At 33.9% G+C, this 19,691-nt stretch carries 16 protein-coding genes; 6 read left to right on the top strand and 10 right to left on the bottom strand.

Annotated elements, in window-relative coordinates; genetic code table 11:
• The first annotated feature begins 17 nt into the window (after positions 1-17).
• The gene (locus NEH75_RS00875) at positions 18-1,604 is read left to right on the top strand and encodes a Na+/H+ antiporter NhaC family protein (protein WP_262948335.1); all 1,587 of its coding nucleotides are present in this window, start codon (positions 18-20) and stop codon (positions 1,602-1,604) included.
• 1,310 nt (positions 1,605-2,914) lie between these two features.
• Here NEH75_RS00875 and pdaA read toward each other — a convergent pair.
• Positions 2,915-3,703: a delta-lactam-biosynthetic de-N-acetylase gene (gene pdaA, locus NEH75_RS00870; RefSeq protein WP_055277085.1), complete on the bottom strand. Its 789-nt coding sequence runs from the start codon at positions 3,701-3,703 to the stop codon at positions 2,915-2,917.
• Between the two features lie 157 nt (positions 3,704-3,860).
• Here pdaA and NEH75_RS00865 point away from each other — a divergent pair, with 157 nt between their 5' ends.
• Both NEH75_RS00865 and NEH75_RS00860 read left to right on the top strand, forming a co-directional pair.
• A complete protein-coding gene (locus tag NEH75_RS00865) occupies positions 3,861-4,790 on the top strand; it encodes a YihY/virulence factor BrkB family protein (protein ID WP_262948334.1) in 930 nt (309 codons plus the stop codon).
• Positions 4,791-4,863: 73 nt separating this feature from the next.
• Positions 4,864-5,520 (top strand): hypothetical protein, encoded by a 657-nt coding sequence (locus tag NEH75_RS00860; RefSeq protein WP_055277080.1) that lies wholly within the window; start codon positions 4,864-4,866, stop codon positions 5,518-5,520.
• Between the two features lie 12 nt (positions 5,521-5,532).
• Here NEH75_RS00860 and NEH75_RS00855 read toward each other — a convergent pair whose 3' ends face one another.
• The 3 genes from NEH75_RS00855 to NEH75_RS00845 are packed head-to-tail and all read right to left on the bottom strand — an operon-like array spanning position 5,533 to position 9,407.
• On the bottom strand, positions 5,533-6,657 hold the full coding sequence (locus tag NEH75_RS00855; RefSeq protein ID WP_055305778.1) for a GerAB/ArcD/ProY family transporter: 1,125 nt from the start codon (positions 6,655-6,657) through the stop codon (positions 5,533-5,535).
• Positions 6,658-6,672: 15 nt separating this feature from the next.
• Positions 6,673-7,836, bottom strand: a complete 1,164-nt coding sequence (locus NEH75_RS00850) for a Ger(x)C family spore germination protein (protein ID WP_055305777.1) — start codon at positions 7,834-7,836, stop codon at positions 6,673-6,675.
• Positions 7,837-7,838: 2 nt separating this feature from the next.
• A complete protein-coding gene (locus NEH75_RS00845) occupies positions 7,839-9,407 on the bottom strand; it encodes a spore germination protein (RefSeq protein WP_262948332.1) in 1,569 nt (522 codons plus the stop codon).
• A gap of 148 nt (positions 9,408-9,555) precedes the next feature.
• Here NEH75_RS00845 and NEH75_RS00840 point away from each other — a divergent pair, with 148 nt between their 5' ends.
• From NEH75_RS00840 to NEH75_RS00830, 3 genes are all read left to right on the top strand, one after another.
• Complete coding sequence (locus tag NEH75_RS00840; protein ID WP_262948331.1) at positions 9,556-11,121, top strand: ClC family H(+)/Cl(-) exchange transporter; 1,566 nt, start codon at positions 9,556-9,558, stop codon at positions 11,119-11,121.
• A gap of 154 nt (positions 11,122-11,275) precedes the next feature.
• Positions 11,276-12,742 carry a glycosyltransferase family 39 protein gene (locus NEH75_RS00835; RefSeq protein ID WP_262948330.1) on the top strand — a complete coding sequence of 489 codons (1,467 nt, stop codon included), beginning with the start codon at positions 11,276-11,278 and terminating at the stop codon, positions 12,740-12,742.
• Positions 12,735-13,118 (top strand): GtrA family protein, encoded by a 384-nt coding sequence (locus tag NEH75_RS00830; RefSeq protein WP_262941044.1) that lies wholly within the window; start codon positions 12,735-12,737, stop codon positions 13,116-13,118. Before NEH75_RS00835 ends, NEH75_RS00830 begins: the two co-directional genes overlap by 8 nt.
• A gap of 49 nt (positions 13,119-13,167) precedes the next feature.
• Here NEH75_RS00830 and NEH75_RS00825 read toward each other — a convergent pair whose 3' ends face one another.
• The 6 genes from NEH75_RS00825 to NEH75_RS00800 all read right to left on the bottom strand — a co-directional run bounded on the left by NEH75_RS00825 (position 13,168) and on the right by NEH75_RS00800 (position 19,641).
• The gene (locus NEH75_RS00825) at positions 13,168-14,118 is read right to left on the bottom strand and encodes a glycosyltransferase family 2 protein (RefSeq protein ID WP_262941043.1); all 951 of its coding nucleotides are present in this window, start codon (positions 14,116-14,118) and stop codon (positions 13,168-13,170) included.
• 27 nt (positions 14,119-14,145) lie between these two features.
• Complete coding sequence (locus NEH75_RS00820) at positions 14,146-15,612, bottom strand: glycosyltransferase family 39 protein (protein WP_262948329.1); 1,467 nt, start codon at positions 15,610-15,612, stop codon at positions 14,146-14,148.
• 359 nt (positions 15,613-15,971) lie between these two features.
• A complete protein-coding gene (locus NEH75_RS00815) occupies positions 15,972-17,528 on the bottom strand; it encodes a glycosyltransferase family 39 protein (RefSeq protein WP_262948328.1) in 1,557 nt (518 codons plus the stop codon).
• A gap of 376 nt (positions 17,529-17,904) precedes the next feature.
• Positions 17,905-18,390 (bottom strand): hypothetical protein, encoded by a 486-nt coding sequence (locus NEH75_RS00810; protein ID WP_262948327.1) that lies wholly within the window; start codon positions 18,388-18,390, stop codon positions 17,905-17,907.
• Between the two features lie 24 nt (positions 18,391-18,414).
• Entirely contained in the window at positions 18,415-19,266 is an 852-nt protein-coding gene (locus tag NEH75_RS00805; RefSeq protein WP_055306067.1) for a hypothetical protein, read from the bottom strand.
• Positions 19,267-19,329: 63 nt separating this feature from the next.
• Positions 19,330-19,641 carry a hypothetical protein gene (locus NEH75_RS00800; RefSeq protein WP_055306068.1) on the bottom strand — a complete coding sequence of 104 codons (312 nt, stop codon included), beginning with the start codon at positions 19,639-19,641 and terminating at the stop codon, positions 19,330-19,332.
• Between the last annotated feature and the right edge of the window lie 50 nt (positions 19,642-19,691).

The following is a 19,691-nucleotide window of genomic DNA, read 5'->3' as shown; positions in this document are numbered from 1 at the left end:
TTGAGGAGAGGATTTATATGATTGGAACTATTTATGCGTTAATTCCGGCACTACTTACTATTGCCCTTGTTATTTTTACGCGCCGTGTCGTATTATCACTCGGGATTGGTGCCATCTCGGCTGCCTTTATTTTAGCCAATTTCAATCTCATTCAAACGGTTGAAACGCTTGGATCAACGTTTAGTGGACTTATTTTTGAAAAAGATGGATTAATCGGCTTTTTAAATGATTGGAACCTGTCGATTGTTTTCTTCTTACTTGCACTTGGCGCCATTACAGCTTACATCGTCTTATCAGGCGGAGCGTCTGCGTTTACAAAAGCGATTATCAAACACGTCAAAACGCGCGAAGGCGTTCAATATACGTCTGCCATTTTAGGAATTTTAATTTTTGTCGATGACTACTTTAATGCCCTAGTTGTCGGAAATGTCTCAAAACCGTTAGCTCAGCAACAAAAAATTTCACGAGCACGACTAGCTTACATTGTCGATTCAACGTCAGCACCAATCTGTGTGATCTCACCGATTTCAAGTTGGGCGACTGGAGTGATGGGATCGATGGCAGTTATTTTTGCAAGTACAGGTGCGACGTACAATACGTTCTCTGCTTTCTTAATGACGATTCCTTATCATTTCTATGTGATTGTCTCAGTTATCATGGTCTTCATTGTCATTAAATACAATTTAAATCTTGGACTCATGAAAAAATACGAGACGGATACGATCAATGGGAATGATAGTTCTCTTACGAGTGCTGAAGTGGCAAACGCTCACGGAGGCGACGTGGAGTCATCAAAAGGAACAGTGTGGGATTTAATCGTCCCAATCTTGACCTTAATCGTCGTGACTGTGTTAACGATGGTGTATACTGGCTATGTAGGCGCAATGAATAACGCATCAGACTTCAATTTATTCTTTGCAATCTTAGATAACATCAACCTATCAACAGCGCTTCGCTTTGGTGGAGCAGCGGGATTAATCGTCTCAATGGCAATGGCATATCGTCATGTGATAAGTGGTGAAGTCACGCAGAACCAATATGTCAAAGCCTTCTTCTCAGGGATGAAGTCAATGGTTGGAGCCATTATCGTTTTATTATTAGCATGGGCAATTTGTGAGTTAGTTAGTGCGTTAGATGCGGGTGGCTACTTAGCCTCTGTCATTACATCAGCGAACATTAATCCAAACTTCATCCCAGTTGTAATGTTCATTGTCGCAAGCTTCATGGCTTTCGCAACAGGAACGTCATGGGGATCATTTGGAATCTTACTTCCAATTGCTGGTTCAGTCGCAGCGGCGATTGATATGAATTTAATGATTCCAGTGATGGCTGCTGTTTTATCAGGTGCTATCTTTGGAGATCATGCCTCACCTATTTCAGATACAACCCTTTTATCAGCAACAGGATCAGGTTGTGATTTAGGTGCTCACTTTAACTCTCAGTTACCATACGCCCTTTTATCAGCTTGTATCGCTTCACTCGCATACATCGCATTTGGAATGACTGAAAGTTTAATGATTGCCTATCTCATCATCATCATTGGCTTCATCGCTACAATCTTTTATGCAAAATCACAAAACAAATCGGAAGCTATCCAAGAATAAGGTCGCTTCCAAAACAAAATCAAAGGTGGAAAAAATAATTATAGATAACAAAAGGAACTAAGTGCAGAGGGGAAACTGCATCTTAGTTCCTTTTTTCTATATTAAAGAGAGGTTGAGAGAATTGGAGAAGAAAGTCTACATTATATGTATTTAGCATCAAGATGATAAATACATAAGACTTCTGTATTGGTAAATAGAGAACTTCAAGTACAAACTCAAAGTATAGTCCCACCATGAAAGACTATTAACTTGGGAGGTTATCTCTACACACCCTCATTATAGGCACCCATTCAAAATCCTAAACAAAAATGCGAAAATTTTTTCATTATTTTAAGGCTCAACACCAGAATTGGTTCTTGACAAAAAAGTTGATACAAATAGCTGAATCACAGATTTAGAATTTCAGTATTTTATCATTACTAATGATGAACCATTAGAGTTAATTTCTTAGTTGAACCAAGTCAAGCACCATTTTTGGTGAAGACTCTATTTTAAATATTAATAAATTATCTTCTAAAATCGAGGTCATTTTTATAGGCACTTCAATAATAACTGCGCGACGCTTATCATCCTATCAAAGTCATCTTATACAGTTCACCTTTAATGGTTATACCTAATTTCTTCTACCTAAATGGATACTTCCTTCTATACAAGACCATTTAACTGATAAAAGAGATTTTCCTCTCATATTTTTTTATATTATTACTAGTAGAAGTCTTAATAAGCACTAGCCACAAAGTAAAAGGTTGATTCAAAATTCATTTTTCCTAGAAATTATGATAATAATAAATAAAATGAGGCAATTTAACGAGGGAGTCTATCATATGCAATGCCCATTAAAAGCACTTCATCGAAAATAAATGCCTCATTTATATTATTATAATTTAGTCATCTTTTATCTATATAGCTACCTGATGACTGTCCAAAGAAATAATCAAACTTTTAACCACAACCTAGAAAAAAAGAGATAATTTCGAAAATCGGAAATTATCTCATCACTTAAGCAGACAACTCCGCCAAGCGCGGAGTATAGTTCAGCTAAATTTTTGCTCTACAAAAATAGCTGAACAAACAAAAAATAAACCTCGAGAGGGGGAACTCTCGAGGTTTGGTTAAACGGTCGTGGGGGAACACGATCCGTTTGGGAGTGAGAAAACATAATGAATAAGAAAATCAAAGGGGGAGAAAATTTATTATCATTTTCATCCATAGTTATTATGGCACAAAGTTATGTACAAAAAATGAATTAAACGTGTTCTTTCAGTGTCCTTGTAACGTTTACATCACTTTTTTCTACAAATTATAACCAATTATTCAATAATCACTGGACTATCTTGTGTCATTAAATATTGTAGTGACTTAAACTCATAACCTTCATTTCGAAGTTCAGGAATTAACTTATTTAAACATTCTGCATTATCACTTGAGATACTGTGCATTAACACAATGGCACCCGGATGCATACGTGCTAAAATTTGATTATACGCATAATCCGCACCTTTTTGTTTATTCACATCCCAGTCCATATAGGCTAAAGACCATAAAATTGTATAATAGCCACGCTCTTTCGCCCAATCTAACATTTGTTGATTAAAATGTCCTTCAGGTGGTCTTAAGTAACGAACCATCTCTTGGCCCGTAATCTCTTTATATTTATCTTCAACTAATTGTAATTCTTCATTAAATTTTTCTTTGTTGACTTTCGCTAAATCTGGGTGATGCCACGTATGATTGCCGACGATATGTCCCTCATCTGCCATTCGTTTCACAAGTTCCGGATTTTGTTCCATGAAATGTCCCGTCACAAAGAATAAAGCTGGCACTTGATGTTCTTTTAAAACATCTAAAATTAAGGGTGTATTTCCATTTTCATAACCACAATCAAATGTTAAATAAATCATTTTTTGATCGGCGGGACCAATATAATAAGCATCATTTTGACGAATAATATCATCAAACTCTTGACCCGGCCATGGTTGCTCATGATTCTCACCTTTTGGGATACCCCAGCCTATATCTTTCGCCTCTGCGTGACAAACTGAGATAAAGCATAAGAGGAACGTTAGAACAGTCAACTTCCAACTAAAATGTCGATTCATGTTGTTCACCTCTCATTATAAAAGAATTATCACTAATAATTTGTCGAGTTTTGTGTAAAATATACATAAACAACATAAAACCATTTATTAATCATGGTATGTCCCTTAAACTGACGACATATTATAAATTAAAAACCTTAGTTGGGAGGGACCAATTATGCAACATGTTTTTAGCTTAACCTTTATCAAAAAAGTAAAAGAACAAATGAATCATCGAGAGATTAAAGCCTTACCTGAACAAATTGCATTCAACTTAATTATGGCCATCGTCCCGCTACTCGTCGTCATTGTTCAGCTCGGAACTTATCTCTCTTTAAATACCGATCTCGTGAAGTATTTGATTACAGCCTATGCGCCACAAGAAGTTCAACAACTTTTACTCTATCTTTTTGATACAACCTCTGCTCCTCAATCGGGAACTTTATTTGTTCTACTGACCGCCATCTCTTTCTTTTGGCTCATTTCAAAAGGTTTTTACGGGATTTCGATAGCTGCTAACACGACCTATCAAGTTCCCCTCATGAAATTCGCCTATCTTGAACGTATCTTTTCATTTATGATGCTTTGTTTTATGATTTTACTTCTCGTGGTTGCTATCATCCTCGCTTTATTTGGTCAAGCTATCATCTCACTCGTCCTTCACCTTCTCAATATTCAAGTGGATTCATACATGATTATTCTCTTTAATATCATTCGATCAACGATCAGTTTCATTTCCTATTTCTCCTTCTTTGTCCTCCTGTTCTACCTCGCACCAACCATTAAAATTAAAATTCATGAAATTATACCCGGTGCTTTAGTAACAGCCGTTGGGTGGAGTGTCGCCTCAATTGGGTTTAGTTTCTATGTCAATTACATCGCCAATTATAATAAGTTCTATGGGAGCCTCTCAGTCATTATTATCCTTCTCTTTTGGCTCTATATTTTAGGCTATACCATCATGATTGGATTACAAGTGAACTATATCTTAAAACGCGATTATTACGGAGGCGTTGACTACTTACCTCGCCTAACTCTGATTCAAAAATCTAAATATCTTTCAAAATGGACAAAATTTACGGTTAATGACGAACAAAAGATAAACTAAATGCACCTCCTTTTCGTATGAACCTCTACCTTCATGAATACAATGGAACATACTGATAACTGAGGTGAAAATTATGAAAAATGTATGCCTAATTTTAGGATTAGTGATCATGAGTTTATCCGGTTGCTCCAATAATACAAGTCCAAAAACTATCTCAACACCTCAATCGCTACAAAGTCTATCCATCACAACCAATACCGGAACGAACACTAACACGGTCTCTAATCCAAGTACGGAAGAAAACAATTCACAACCAAATGATTCAAATCAACAAACAGAAACCACCAATTCAACAGAAAAAACATTCGCCACACAGCAAGACTTTGTAGATTATATGTATGAAAAAGTAAAGGCCCTTGAAGACACCATTTCACTACTCGACTCTAACTTAACGCAAGTATATTCTGTAGCGGGAACAGAAGCTGAAACAGCTCAACTTTCAATCCGACATAATCTATTAAAACAAACAACGAATGAAATGAATGCTATTGAATCACTAAAACGACCAAATGAAGAGGTCGCAACGCTTCAAGACTATGTTGTAAAGGCTTATCACTACAACGTTGAATATAAAACAGCAGAATATGAAGTCTTTAAAGCGGAAACTTTACAAGATCGCCAAGTGTTATTAGATGCAAATGCGGAAAATGAAAAACTCGCTCAACAATACATCTCATTGGCTTGGTCAGAAATTGATCGTCTTTCAGAAACGGCCTACGACCGTAAATAGTAAAAACTGAGGCTAATTACTAGCCTCAGTTTTTACGTCTTTCGGATGTTTACGATACTTAAACTCACTCATAATCCAGATTAATCCTGGAATAGCTAATTGGAAAATAGGGAGAAGCCCTTTAGGATTCTCAATAATTACACGGTAAATATTTTCAATCCGATTAGAGCTAATCTTTGTTGCTCCAAAGATTAACAAAATTCCAATAGGAATAGCTAATTGACGATAGTTAAATCGAACAACGATTTTTTCTAAACAAGAAAGTCCTGCATAACAATAAATACTGATCTTAAAAAAACAAGTCGTCATTAAAATAATAATAGATAATGGATCAACTCGTTCAAAAACAACACTCACTCCAACCATTTTCATCGCATTAAAGAAAGGATAGACGAAGTTTTCTGTTAAATCAGCACCTAAAATCCCAATATTCATGACATCAATTCCAAGTAAGATAACCATCGCCAAAGTAATGCCGACATAGCCATATTTCAAGATTTTTCCTTTTTTATCATTCGGGATTAATGGAAAAAGAAATAGAAAGGCAAGGGCTTCACCATATGGAAACAAGCTTATCGTATAAATATCAGTCTTTAAGGCAAATAATCCTTTTTCAAGAACTGGTAATAGATTTTCAAATTTAAAGATATCTGATGTAAAAACGGCAATTAATAATGAGATAAAACAAATACCAACAACATAAAACAACAGCTCTGATGAGCGACCAATGACATTCACCCCAAGAATCAGTCCATATACAATTGGAATCATTAAAAGTGTAATCACAAGCGTTAGATTAGCATCAATCATGATGGTTGCCTTAATCATATCAGACGTACTTTTCAATAACCCCGTCGCTAAAAACAAGAAATACCCCATATAAGCAAGAATAATTAACCCACCTATCCATTTTCCAAAAAGATCCCTAATAATTTCTGTCAACGATTGAAACCCATGTAATTTACTAATTCGATAATAAATAGTAAATAAGAGACTACCAAAAACAGTACTAATTAAGATGACAATCCAAACATCGCGTCCTGAAAAACGTCCCACATTAACAAGTGATGCACTACTAGATAAAAACAAAACAAGTAAAGTTAAAAATTGATTTAAACTAATCCGTGATGTTTTCATAACAGACTCTCCTTTCTAATCTTTTAAATTAGCAATATCTCCAACCGAATTAATCTCGATTTTCACATCAACCTCAAATTCAAGCGTTGGATAAATTTCTTCCCAATAGCCATTAACCGCTGCCCATTTTTTAGGATCTTTTTGATGAATCTTACTTCCAACACCTAGAATATCCGATTGAAGCTCTTGTTGTGTTTTAGAGATAAAATCCATTAAATCTTTTTTTAAAGTCTCCTCAAAATAACTTTGTAAGATGGAGATATTTTTAGGTTCCATTAAATTGATTGGATATTCATTCTCCATTAAAATTCCACTCACTTTACATTCAACTTTCACTTTCTTTTCATCAAGATTCGGTTTAATCTCAACTTTTGTGTCCCGTGCTTCATAAGCGACTTTATATGTCTCATCTATGACTGTATTTAACACATAACGCTTACTATTCCCCACTAAAAGATTATAGTACTCAGCTTCCTCACTATCTAAATAACCGACCAATTTATCACTTTTAAAAGCAGCCAATGAATCGATTTGTAATTGAGTAGGCGGCTCTACTTGTAAAATATTTTCTATTTTTTCACCTTGTGAGATTCCATCTCCTATAATCGCAACACTATTTAGGACAATATTATCTCCTTCAGCATTAACTCGCTCACTCACTTGATAAAGGTTATAATTTACCTGTCTTCCTGTACATTTTACGCACATATTTGATAATGAATCTAATTGAGTAATGGGAATTTGATCACTCGGTATTAAAACATGTAAAATATCTGCCGCCGGAGCATTATTGGCAATCGCCACTGTAATATTGGGGCGAATCGCGGCATTACGTAAAACGAAATCTAACACGGTATTAATCCCATCTTTCGCAATTGCCTCATCTATCACAATAACACTTAAATGAGGAAGATATAAAACCTTATTTGTTAATGAATTTAGCTCATGATAAGCATCAAATAATGTTTCACCTTCTGATGAAATTGAGAATACCGATAGTGTCTCCGGTTGCTTTCCTGCAACATAGCTTGGGTTAACAACTTGAACGGTTAAACGATAGCCTCCCTCAATTTGATCGATTCCTAATCCTGCAACAATTCCTAATTGACTCATCTCAACTTTATTACCACATCCACTTAAGCAGATAAAGACAGTGATAAAAATTAGCCATCGCTTCATCACTATTCCTCCTTCCTTACTGGATTTTTCATATTATGACGCGTTCGATTACCCGTTTTGAAAATTTTAGGACGATATTTCATCCATGAAAAAGGTAATCTTAAAAATTGATCCTCTTGATCATGTAAATTAAAAGGAGCCATTGCAGCAAGATAAGGTTGATCTAGCGTCGTCAAGGAAGCTAAATGAAGAATAAGCATAATAAATCCAATCGTAATTCCGTAAAGACCAAACGCTGCTCCTAAAAATAAGAAGATAAATGTTAAAATTCGAGTCGCATTATTCAGACGACTACTTGATAAAATAAAGCCTGCAATCGAAGTAATCGAAACAATAATGATAACCATATAAGAAACAAGGCCTGCCTCAACAATCGTCTGTCCAATAATTAAAGATCCAACGATGGTCATTGAATCCCCTACCACATTTGGTTTACGTAACGCAGCCTCTCGAATAATCTCGAAGAGGACTAAGATAACCAAGGTTTCAATATAGGTTGGAAACGGATTTGAACTCCGCTGATTAATAATGGTGATGAGTGAGACCGTTGGAATCATCTCTTGATGATAAGTAGAAATCGCAACATATAAACCGGGGACTAAAATAACCAATAAAAAAGAAGCATAACGAAGGATTCGAGTTAATGTTGCAATCAAAGGCCGTGAATAATAATCATCTGTAATCTGAAACATCGTAATAAAATAAGCAGGTCCAACCGTCACAAAAGGAGATCCATCGAATAAGATGGCCACACTTCCTTGCATAACCGCAGCTGTTACTTTATCTGGACGCTCTGTTTGAGTCAAACGAGGAAAGATAGTTAAGTGGTGATCTTCAATCAACTGCATCAATTCGCTCGAATCAACCAATCCATCAATATCTAAGCTTTTAATTCGCTTATTCACGGTCTGAACAAGTTCAGGATTTGCAATTCCTTCAATATAAGCCACAAAAACATCGGTCTGTGTCACCGTTCCGACCACATGAGCGTCAAAACGAAGATTAGGATCTTTAATCCGACGACGAAGCGTCGCCGTATTCGTGCGAATCGTCTCCACAAAACAATCTTTCGGACCATATAACGACTGTTCCGTTTGGGGTTCACTAATGGAGCGCATTTGCCATCCTTTACAATCAAACATCATTAACTGGTCGACCCCGTCAACTAAGACGATGATATGTCCATTTAATAAATTTGTATATAAATCGTCAAAACTTTGCGCACACTGTGCATCTATCATACTAATACGAGACTCAAAAATCGATTGAAAAACACCACATGAACGCGTCTTTGAATCTTCAACTAACGACAAATCAATAGCTAAAACATGAACAATAAATTGCTCCGCTTGATTCGTATCAATTAATCCATCGATTCCAAGAATGGCAACAGCGACATCATCAGCACCCTGTAAACGAAGCTTTCGAATCAATAAATCATTAGCATTTCCTAACTTCTCTTTAATTAATGTTAAGTTTTGTTCCAAGTTTGAATAAATTCGTTGGGGTTCTTTTTCAGGAATCGGTTCCTTCGTATTCTTTTTTCCTTTAAAGATTTTAAAAATATCCATCTCATTTTCACCCACTTTTTTTCGGCATTTATCCTATTATTTGTGAAAAATGATAAGTTATACCCATTCATAATTTTCTAATTTTTACCCAATACCTTGAATTATTGTAGTAAACAGACTATAATGCACTCAGATTGGGGGAAAGTATATGAATTCAATTTCAACCTTATTAACACAACTTCGACAACTAAAACTTAAACTCGCTCTTGAGGGGATGATTGTCGGGTTAGGTTCAGGTCTTGTCGTCGTCTTTTATCGACTTATTTTAGAAAAAGTAGAACATATTAGACAATTCGTCTTTTCATCACAACATTCCATCTGGTATACCATTAGCTGGTTCATCCTTCTCATTCTCGTTGCTCTATTCGTTGGGAAACTGATGATGAAAGATCCCATGATTTGTGGAAGTGGAATTCCACAAGTAGAGGGGGTTCTCGCTAACAAACTAAAGATGAACCCATTATCTGTTCTAATCAGAAAATTCATCGGGGGAACACTATGTATTGGAGCAGGTCTTTCTGTCGGAAGAGAGGGACCTTCTATTCAACTTGGAGCAGCCACAGCTCAATATTTAAGCCAACTTACTAAGCTTTCAAAAACAGAAGAAAAATATTTAATTTCAAGTGGGGCTAGTGCTGGTCTTGCTGCCGCCTTTAATGCTCCCTTAGCTGGTGTTCTGTTCTCATTAGAAGAAATCCATAAGCACTTTTCACCACTCGTTCTTATCTCAGCCATGTCAGCGTCATTAACCGCCGACTTCGTTTCTAAAAACTTCTTCGGATTAAAACCTGTTTTTAACTTTGATACACTTGAAGCCATTCCACTTGATCATTACTGGCTGATTATTATTCTTGGAATTATAACGGGGCTTTGTGGTGTCTTTTATAATAAAACAATTAAAACCACATTAGAGGGATACGATAAAATCGCCTGGATAAAAAAACAGTATCGTCCCATCATTCCTTTTATCTTAGCGGGCCTTCTATTATTCATTCTGCCTCAAGTTTTAGGAGGTGGACATTCTCTCGTTGAAAGCCTCATTCATAGTTCTTTTACGATTAAAATGTTACTACTTCTACTAATTGTTAAATTTATCTTTTCCATGATTAGTTTTGGTTCAGGTGTACCCGGTGGTATCTTCTTTCCACTCCTGGTCTTAGGTGCGCTAACAGGTTCGATTTTCGGAACTGTTTCAGCAAACCTTGGACTAATCAACGATACCTTGATTCAAAACTTTATCATTTTAGCGATGGCTGGCTATTTTACTGCCATCGTCCGTGCTCCCATTACAGGAAGTATCTTAATCACCGAAATGACCGGATCATTGACGCACCTTCTTTCATTATCCCTTATTTCACTCATCGCCTATACCGTTGCCGAATGTTTAAAAAGTGAGCCCGTTTATGATTACCTACTCGTGCGACAACTTCAAGGAACTAAAACCTTTGAAACGTCAGAGGACAAACTCATGATTGAAATCCCAGTCTTTACTCATTCCTATATCGATGGGCGTTTCGTCCGCGACTTATCGCTACCGGATGGATGTCTACTCATTGTCATCAAACGTGGGAGTCATGAAATCATCCCAAGGGGGAATACCGAACTTTTAGCAGGTGATTACCTCGTCATTCTTCTCAAAGAAAGCATTGCTTCATCCGTTCAAGAAGAGTTAAAATTATGCTGCAATACACAAAAAGGTCTAACTATCAAATAGATTAGACCTTTTGTTTACTTGAAAAATGTTGAAATTTAGCTAAAATAGTAGGTTTTCAAGCATATTTTATACTATAATAATTTAGGTTATAAATGGGAAATGATACTATATATGGGTTAAAAATTTTTTTACTATCTATGAAAGGAGAGGTTCTGTGAATCATCATGCTATCAAAACAATTCTATTACAAATATGTACATTAATGTTCTTTGTCATCTTCTCATATATTCTATATGATGGACTATTTAATCCCTATCCGATGTATATGGAGTTAAATCCATTCATTATCATTCTTGGTATAGGAATTCTTCTATTAATATTATATTTATTAATAAAAGGCTTTAGTAAACTTTCTAAAAAGAAGCTAATACTTATTTCAATCATTAATTTTAGTGTGCTATTTCTTTTACAATTTATCTTTTTACGATTTTTCCAAGTAAATCCTAGTTGGGATTTTGGAATGGTCTATAACGGAGCTTTAAGTCAATTAGATAGATTTGATTACCTATCATTCTATTTTGTTGGATACTATCCTAATAATATTCCACTATTAATTGTGGAAATGTTGTTAATGCGATTCTTTAGATTATTTGGAATTTCAGATTACTTAACTCCTTTAATTGCTGTTAATATGTTAATTATTTTTATATCGCTAATTTGTACCTATTGGTATATTTATCGTCGTTACAATCTTCAAACTGCTACTTTATTTAGTTTCTTATTCCTGTTAATAACCCCATTTTATGCCTATGTTCCAATTGTATACACAGATACATTCTCAATGATTTTCCCGATCGTAGCCTTATTACTGTATGATCTGTTCTATCATGCTGAAATAAAGAATAAAAAACTCTTAATTATTCTTGGCATTTGGTTAGCCATCGGAACCCTAATTAAAGCGAACGTGGTAATTATTTTAATTGCACTTCTTATTCATTACTTTATGACACACGATTGGAAAACATGGATTAAATTTACTTCAACCATTTCAATATTATTTATTAGCACAATTCTCATTTATAAAGTAATGATTTATCCACATAATTCTATGCCACGAGGTGAAACTGGAATTCCAAGTACACATTGGATTATGATGGGACTAAATAATCCAGGAGGATATGATGATAACGATGCTCACTTCTCCATTGGATTAAAAAATGACGATAAATCAAATCAAGAAATTAAAGAAGCAAATATTCAAATTATAAAAGAACGAATTCAGAATTATGGATTTACAGGTATGATTGATCACTTGAAACAAAAGATTAATTATACTTGGTCGGACGGGACCTACTACTCGATTAGAAAGCTAATTCGTGAACCATTAATGGAAAATAATCCATATGCCGATTATATAATTGGTCATCAAAATAAGTATTTTATTTATTTCAGTCAAATTTCCCATATTACGCTAATTGGATCGATGCTAATAGGTGCTTTCCGATTATTACGTAAAAAAGATCTATTCGAATCCATTTTAACCATTACAATTATAGGTGTATTTTTATTCCTATTATTGTGGGAAACGCGCTCAAGATATTTAGTTTTATATCTTCCAATCTTCTTAGCTTTAGCAGCTTACGGAACTCAAATATTTAAAGGATGTGATAAAAGTGTCTAAAATAATTAATAAGAAAACACTAGAGTTTACTCGATTTGTGATTGTTGGTGTCATAGCAACAGCCATTCACTATGCGATTTATTTAAGTCTAGAGTATGGACTACATATTAATTATAACTTTGCTTATACGATAGGGTATATCCTTAGTTTCATCTTTAACTTCTTCGCCTCTACTTTCTTCACGTTTAAAACGAATGCAAATGCACAAAATGGAATTCGTTTTGCAGGCGCCCATTTAATCAATTATTTTGTTCATATGATTTTATTAAATGTATTTATTTTCATCGGAATGCCAGATAATCTTGCTCCTATCTTTGTCTTCCCTATCGCAATCATTATCAACTTCTTCATGGTTCGTTTCGCATTAAAAAAATAATTTAAAAGGCACTATCAACTGACTGATAGTGCCTTTTAAGTTGCCACTTTTAATCATTCAAAAATTCTTCAATAATAAAGCGTGGACGATCTTTTGTTTCTAAATAAATTTTTCCAATATATTCACCAATGATACCAATACATAAAATTTGGATTCCGCCTAATGTCCAAATTGATAAAATTAACGTCGTCCACCCCTGAATCGTATTCCCATTTAGCCATTGAATAAATGAATATAGTAACGGAACTAAACTTAATAAGAACACCGTTACTCCTAAGCTTGTCACTAATCGAATAGGCTTTACACTTAAAGATGTAATCCCTTCAATAGCAAAAGCTAACATTTTCTTTAATGGATATTTTGACTCTCCAGCAAATCGTTCATGGCGTTCATAATAAACAACATCTGATTTATATCCAACCAATGGAACTAATCCTCTTAAAAATAAATTAACTTCTTTAAACTCTGCTAACCCTTCTAGCGCACGACGACTTAATAAACGATAATCAGCATGATTATAAACAATATCTGCTCCCATCATACTCATTAACTTATAAAAGATTTGGGCCGTATGTCGTTTAAATCCTGTATCCGTTGCACGATCACTTCGCACCCCATAAACAACATCACACTGTTCATTGATGAACTTTTCAATAAATTGATCAATGACATCAATATCATCTTGTAAGTCTGCATCTAATGAAATCGTTGCGTCACATAAATCTTTGACCGTCATTAATCCACCCAATAATGCATTTTGATGCCCTCTATTTCTTGAAAGTTTAACTCCACTGATTAAAACATTTTCTTCTACTAGTTTTCGAATTAAGGCCCACGTATTATCCTTACTTCCATCATCTACAAAAGTAATACGACTCGCTTTACTAATTAAACCTCTCTCAATTAAAGTTTCAACTTTTTCTGTTAACTTTGTTGCTGTGACTTCTAATACTTCTCCTTCATTGTAACAAGGAATAACAAAATAAATTGTTTTCGACATATAAATCCTCCAAATAACTGATAAACTCTAATTTAATGATTTTTCATTCGATGCTATACCATAAACACATACTGCCATGATTAAAGGTAAAGCGACAATTAAATAACGAGAACGTGTTTCCCAAATTAATAAAAACAAAAATGTTCCAAAGATTGCAATCGATAAGACGATTTCAAAAGCTGATTTTTGTTGGAATAATTTAATGCCTCCAACAACGATTAACCCTAATATAACTAGCTGAACGGCCTGACAGAAATACACAAAATACACTTTAGCCTCTCCCCAAATATAAGGTTGATAGATATTCTCACTCACTGGTAAGCGACTCAATTTTTCAGGTGCAAAATAAGTTCCTTCAGCCCATGTAAAATTAATTTTCTCTTTTAAATGATTCATCAATCCACTGAATCCGTTTTTCGTTAATCGATCCTTAATGATTTCTAAATGAACTTCTTTTATTTGCTCATTACTTAATCCTTGATTTAACTTTAAATCATTTGTAAACTCATCATCGGTAGCTGAGTAAGTGCCTCTTCCTTCTGCTCCCATCATAATCCAATGTGTCACTGGATAACCTATCTCCGCTTTTTCAACGGGATAAAAAGGCGTAATCAATTGTTGATATAGCAGAGTCAATGTCAAAAATGGCACTAGTAAGCCTGCAAAGAATCCTAGCCATTTTTTATAGCTATTAGTCATGACAAAGTGAATCATGATTGCAACCATTAAAATAATAACATTCGCCTTTAATAAGACACCTACTGCTAATATGAGACTCATTAATACGAGCCACGTATAACGTGAACGATCTTTAGAATGATAAAATAAATCATACAATAATACGCCCAAAATCATAAAAATCATTACTGTCGTATCCGTATAAAAAATCGTCGTATACGTGTAAAGTGGTGTAATAAATAACATAAAAAAACTTCCCCATGTCGCCGCTACTAACCCTAAACGTCGTTTAATAAACCAATAAAAACATCCCATGGTTAACGTCATCCCTAAGGCATTAACAAACGTAAAGACATAATAATAATTTTCAATATGAAGTAAACTTAAAAGCTTCATTCCTAACAATTCAACTAAAAATAAAGGAATATTATTTGGATACTTATCCGTAAAATACTCTGGGAAGACAGTAAAACCATCTGTTACAGATAAGGCTGAATGGTAAACCCCGCCGACATCCCATGATGGCTCCACTTGAAAGTATCTTAAAAAGAAAATCTGAAGCCCCATCAAGACTAAAAAGTTAAAACACGAAAAAATGATCAATGACTTTTTAGATAGTTGACTTAATGTATGATATACTCCATATAAAATAACTAACATGATTAAGGAAAGTAATAAAACAATCCACGGATTCATTGTAACAAAAACTTGACTCGGATGAATTAGTGCATCAATGAACACATACGAAAATATCCCGATAAATAATACATTAAAAATACTAAGTAGTATTAATTTAACTTTCTCTTCTATTGTCATTAAATCCTCCTTTTAAACACATTTACCTTTAACTATACCATTATATACTAAAAAAAAACATATATTCGACACAATTCCAATTATTTTCATTATATTCTTTCGAATATATAAGTCCAGGTAAGTTTCTTAAATGATAAAAGTTTTTAGAGCCTTAGCGGAGGAGGATACATTGCTATTGGAAATGACAGGTAACCTCTATCAAAGCAGTGAGGTGAGTAAGACTAAAACAGATTTATAGCGAGTTTCGCTCGTAACTATCCCTAATGTTAGGACTTAGTTTTTCAACTGTGAAAAACTTATCGCTACTTCTATATAGACAGGTGATAACTCTATCTCTTATCAAAAATCATGAGTATATACTAATTTCCCTCAGATTCATACTTTTTATCTATTAAATTTCTATAATAATGAACTTTTACTTTTTTTAAATAACTATTTAATTGATTTAATCCATAAATCCCCAAAGTTGCGATGACGGGTACATATAAAATAAGATATCGCGATCTAGCTTCCCAAACTAATAGAAATAAAAACAATCCAAATAAAAGAATAGTTAATACTTGTTCAAATTTATGAGATGATTTAAATAAACTTATTCCAGCAACTAATACTAATCCTAAAATTGCTACTTGAATAGTTTGACAAGCCATGACGAAAGGTTCATTTTTCTCTCCAAATACATATGGTTGGAAGATATTATCCTCCATCGGTTGTCTCGATAGTTTATTAGTAGCATAATAAGTTCCATCCCCCCACGTGAAATTAATTTTTCTATTTAAAAATATCAGATATCCATGAACTCCATAATCCTCTAATCTTTCTTTGATGGCCTCTAAATGCCAATTTGAAAGCTCTTGATTAGTAAGTCCTGAACGCTTTAATTCTTCTGTCTGCTTGACATCATCAGCATAATAACTTCCTGGTCTTTGCGGTTGATCATGAAGTCCCATTAAAATCCAATGAGTCGCTGGAAACCCCATTTCCTCTTGAGAAATCGGAGAATACTGTGAAATCTCTTGTTGATAAATCGACGTAACACTATAAAATGGCAGCACTAATAAAATAATAAAAATCACAACATTCCATCCTTTATTAGTCATAAAATAATGAATTAAAATGGCAACTAAAGTAATAATAACATTCGTTTTAATCATCGTTCCTATGGCCAGGATAACTCCTAATAACAGCAACCATGCATAACGTTTAAATCCTTTAGACTGATTAAATAAAAAATATAGTAGTATAGATAATATTGGAAAAACCATGACTAAGGTATCTGTATAAACAATTGTTGTATATGTGTAAAATGGTGTGATAAATAACATCAAAAAGCTAAATAATGTTGCTTGTTGTAGTCCATATCGTAAATATATAAAGTAATAGGTTAAAAAAACAGAGAAACTTACAAGAATTATATTAAGCATGATAAAAATCGATAAGTAATCGGTCACATTTATTGAATTTAAAAACTTAATCATGCCTACATATATTAAATAAATTGGAATATTATTAGGATATTTAAAATAAAAATAACGATCTAAAACAAAATCTCCTGTGCTTTCAACTGTCGATAAAGCGAAGTTTAAAATTGCACCAAAATCCCAACTTGGTATAACTCTAAAGTAACGAAAGAAAAATAATTGTAATAAGAACAAAATTACAAAATTTACAAAAGTTAATCTAACCAATGTCTTTTGAGACACCTTCAATAACCAGTGGTTAATCATTAAAAATAAACCAATAAAGATTAAACTACCCATTATTAATGTGATAGGTTTAAATAAGCTCCATAAAACAGACGGTTGGGAAACTATATTAAAAATAATATATCCGAACACTAAAATAAATACGCCATTAAATATCCTCATTAAAACTGACTGAATATTCAATAACTTCATTGATTTCATAAAATTCATTTTAAATATCTATCCCTTCTTATTCAGTCTAAATACAAGCAGAAATATTTTCTATATATAAACCGAAATATATTTCACTTTTTTGAATTAACTCTTTTTGATTAGTTTAAATAAAATCATTTACCATTTTAAAAACTTATCTGAACTTACATAGATAGTAACCTATGATTACTATTATCCAAAAATTATGATTGAATCAACTCTATCTGAAGAGTCATTTCATTCAAATTTAACATAGCACTTAAAATTATAACTGAAATAATTCTGAATATCTATCATTAGTCCTTTTGAGACTTCTAAACTTAAAACATAGCTTTCCATACTAACAAAAAAACCTATAGTTAAATGTGATCTTTATTCTATAGGTTTTCTTATTTTATAACTTATATGCAGCACCGCTTGCTGTAACTTGCCAACCATCTATAATTGTATTAGTTGCCATTTTCCCTGATTGATAAAAATAATACCATGTTCCATTTATCATCTTCCAACCTGTTACCATTTCCCCGCTTGGTTTTAGATAATACCACGTATTTCCTTCCTTTAACCACCCGGTTGCCATTGAACCTGATTCATAAAGATAATACCATACTCCATTCACTTTTTGCCAACCTGTCGCCATCTCACCACTTGATTTTAGGTAATACCACTTATTTCTATCTTTTAACCATCCCGTTTGCATGACACCATCAGTATTTAAAAAGTACCATGTTGTCCCAATTTCAAGCCACCCCGTCGCCTTCGGACCTGATTCGTAGAAATAATACCACTTATCATTCAGCTTTTGCCAACCTATTGCCATAACACCGTCTGATTTTAAGTAATACGTTTTATTCCCATCATTTAACCAACCTGTCGCCATTGTTCCATCTGGTTTTAAATAATACTAATAGTCATCTTCTTTCAACCATCCTTTAACCATCATCCCAGATTGATTAAAATAATACTTTTGTCCCCTATCTTCTAACCAATCTGTCACCATAATGCCAGATTCATCTAAGTAATACTTATGTCCTTTATGTTCGATCCATCCGACTTGCATAGCCCCTGTGTCTTCATCAAAAAAGTACCAATTGTCTTCAATTTGAGACCAACCCTTAACCATATCCCCATTGGTTGTATAATAGTTCTTATTTCCATCTTTCTCATACCAACCAATTAAAATTTCTTTGTAATTATATGATTCAAAATCAGTTAGATTGAAGTCAAATACAATCCCATTATTACTCATAGTAGAATACGATTTTGTTCCTAAACTTTCTAACGTTTGACGCGTCTCACTAAAGAAATTCTTTGTATAACCTGTCACAATTGAATAAATTGGTCGTAAAGTATTTAAAAAATATGATGATGATGAATCAGATAATCCATGATGACCTAATTTTAAAAGGGTAACCTCTCCAATTAAAGGGGCTAAACGGTCTTCATCCCCATCTGCATTATTCATATCTCCAGCTAAAAAGGCAGAATAATTCCCGACTGTTACTTTAATCCCAAGGGAATTTTCATTTTCACCTTTCTTCACAATTGGAAATGTATCATCCTGTTCGACATTAAAAAGCTGAATGACCATCTCACCTAAAGAGAAAGGCTCCATGGTTAAATCTTGAATAATCTCAGCACCTACTTCTTCTAATGCAGCAATCGTTTGATTATAAACCTCTTGATTATCCCAATTCATCACTTCAAAATCACTAATTCGCTCTTCGTTATATCGTTTTAAATACCCACGTTTCACTTCAATATCTGGATCTAAAATGACTGAGTCTAAACCACCTAAGTGATCCGAATGAGCATGTGTTCAAATGACAAATTCTAGCGTTACCTTTCCATTCTCATCACCAGCAACTGATTTAATATAATCAATGACTAGTTGCTCATAACCAGGATAATCTAAAGCAGCTAAACCTTTCGGATTATCACTATCTTCCCCTCCATCAATTAAAGCAAATAATCCATTACTCTCTAATAAGATAGCGTCACCTAGTACAGGTAGAAAGTGAATTCTATTTCCCTTATTTTCTGAAGCAATATCCCAATTTTCATCCGGATTATTATCTTTAAAATAATCCTCTATATAATCAATATATATAGAAACAGATAAGTTTTTCACATTTTTTCGCAGAGTCTTTGGATCACTTTTGAAGGTCTTTCATTGATATG

The sequence above is a fragment of the Turicibacter sp. T129 genome, assembly GCF_025594975.1.
In the GTDB taxonomy this organism is placed as follows: Bacteria; Bacillota_I; Bacilli_A; order MOL361; family Turicibacteraceae; genus Turicibacter; species Turicibacter bilis.
This window is presented reverse-complemented; position numbering and strand designations above follow the sequence as displayed.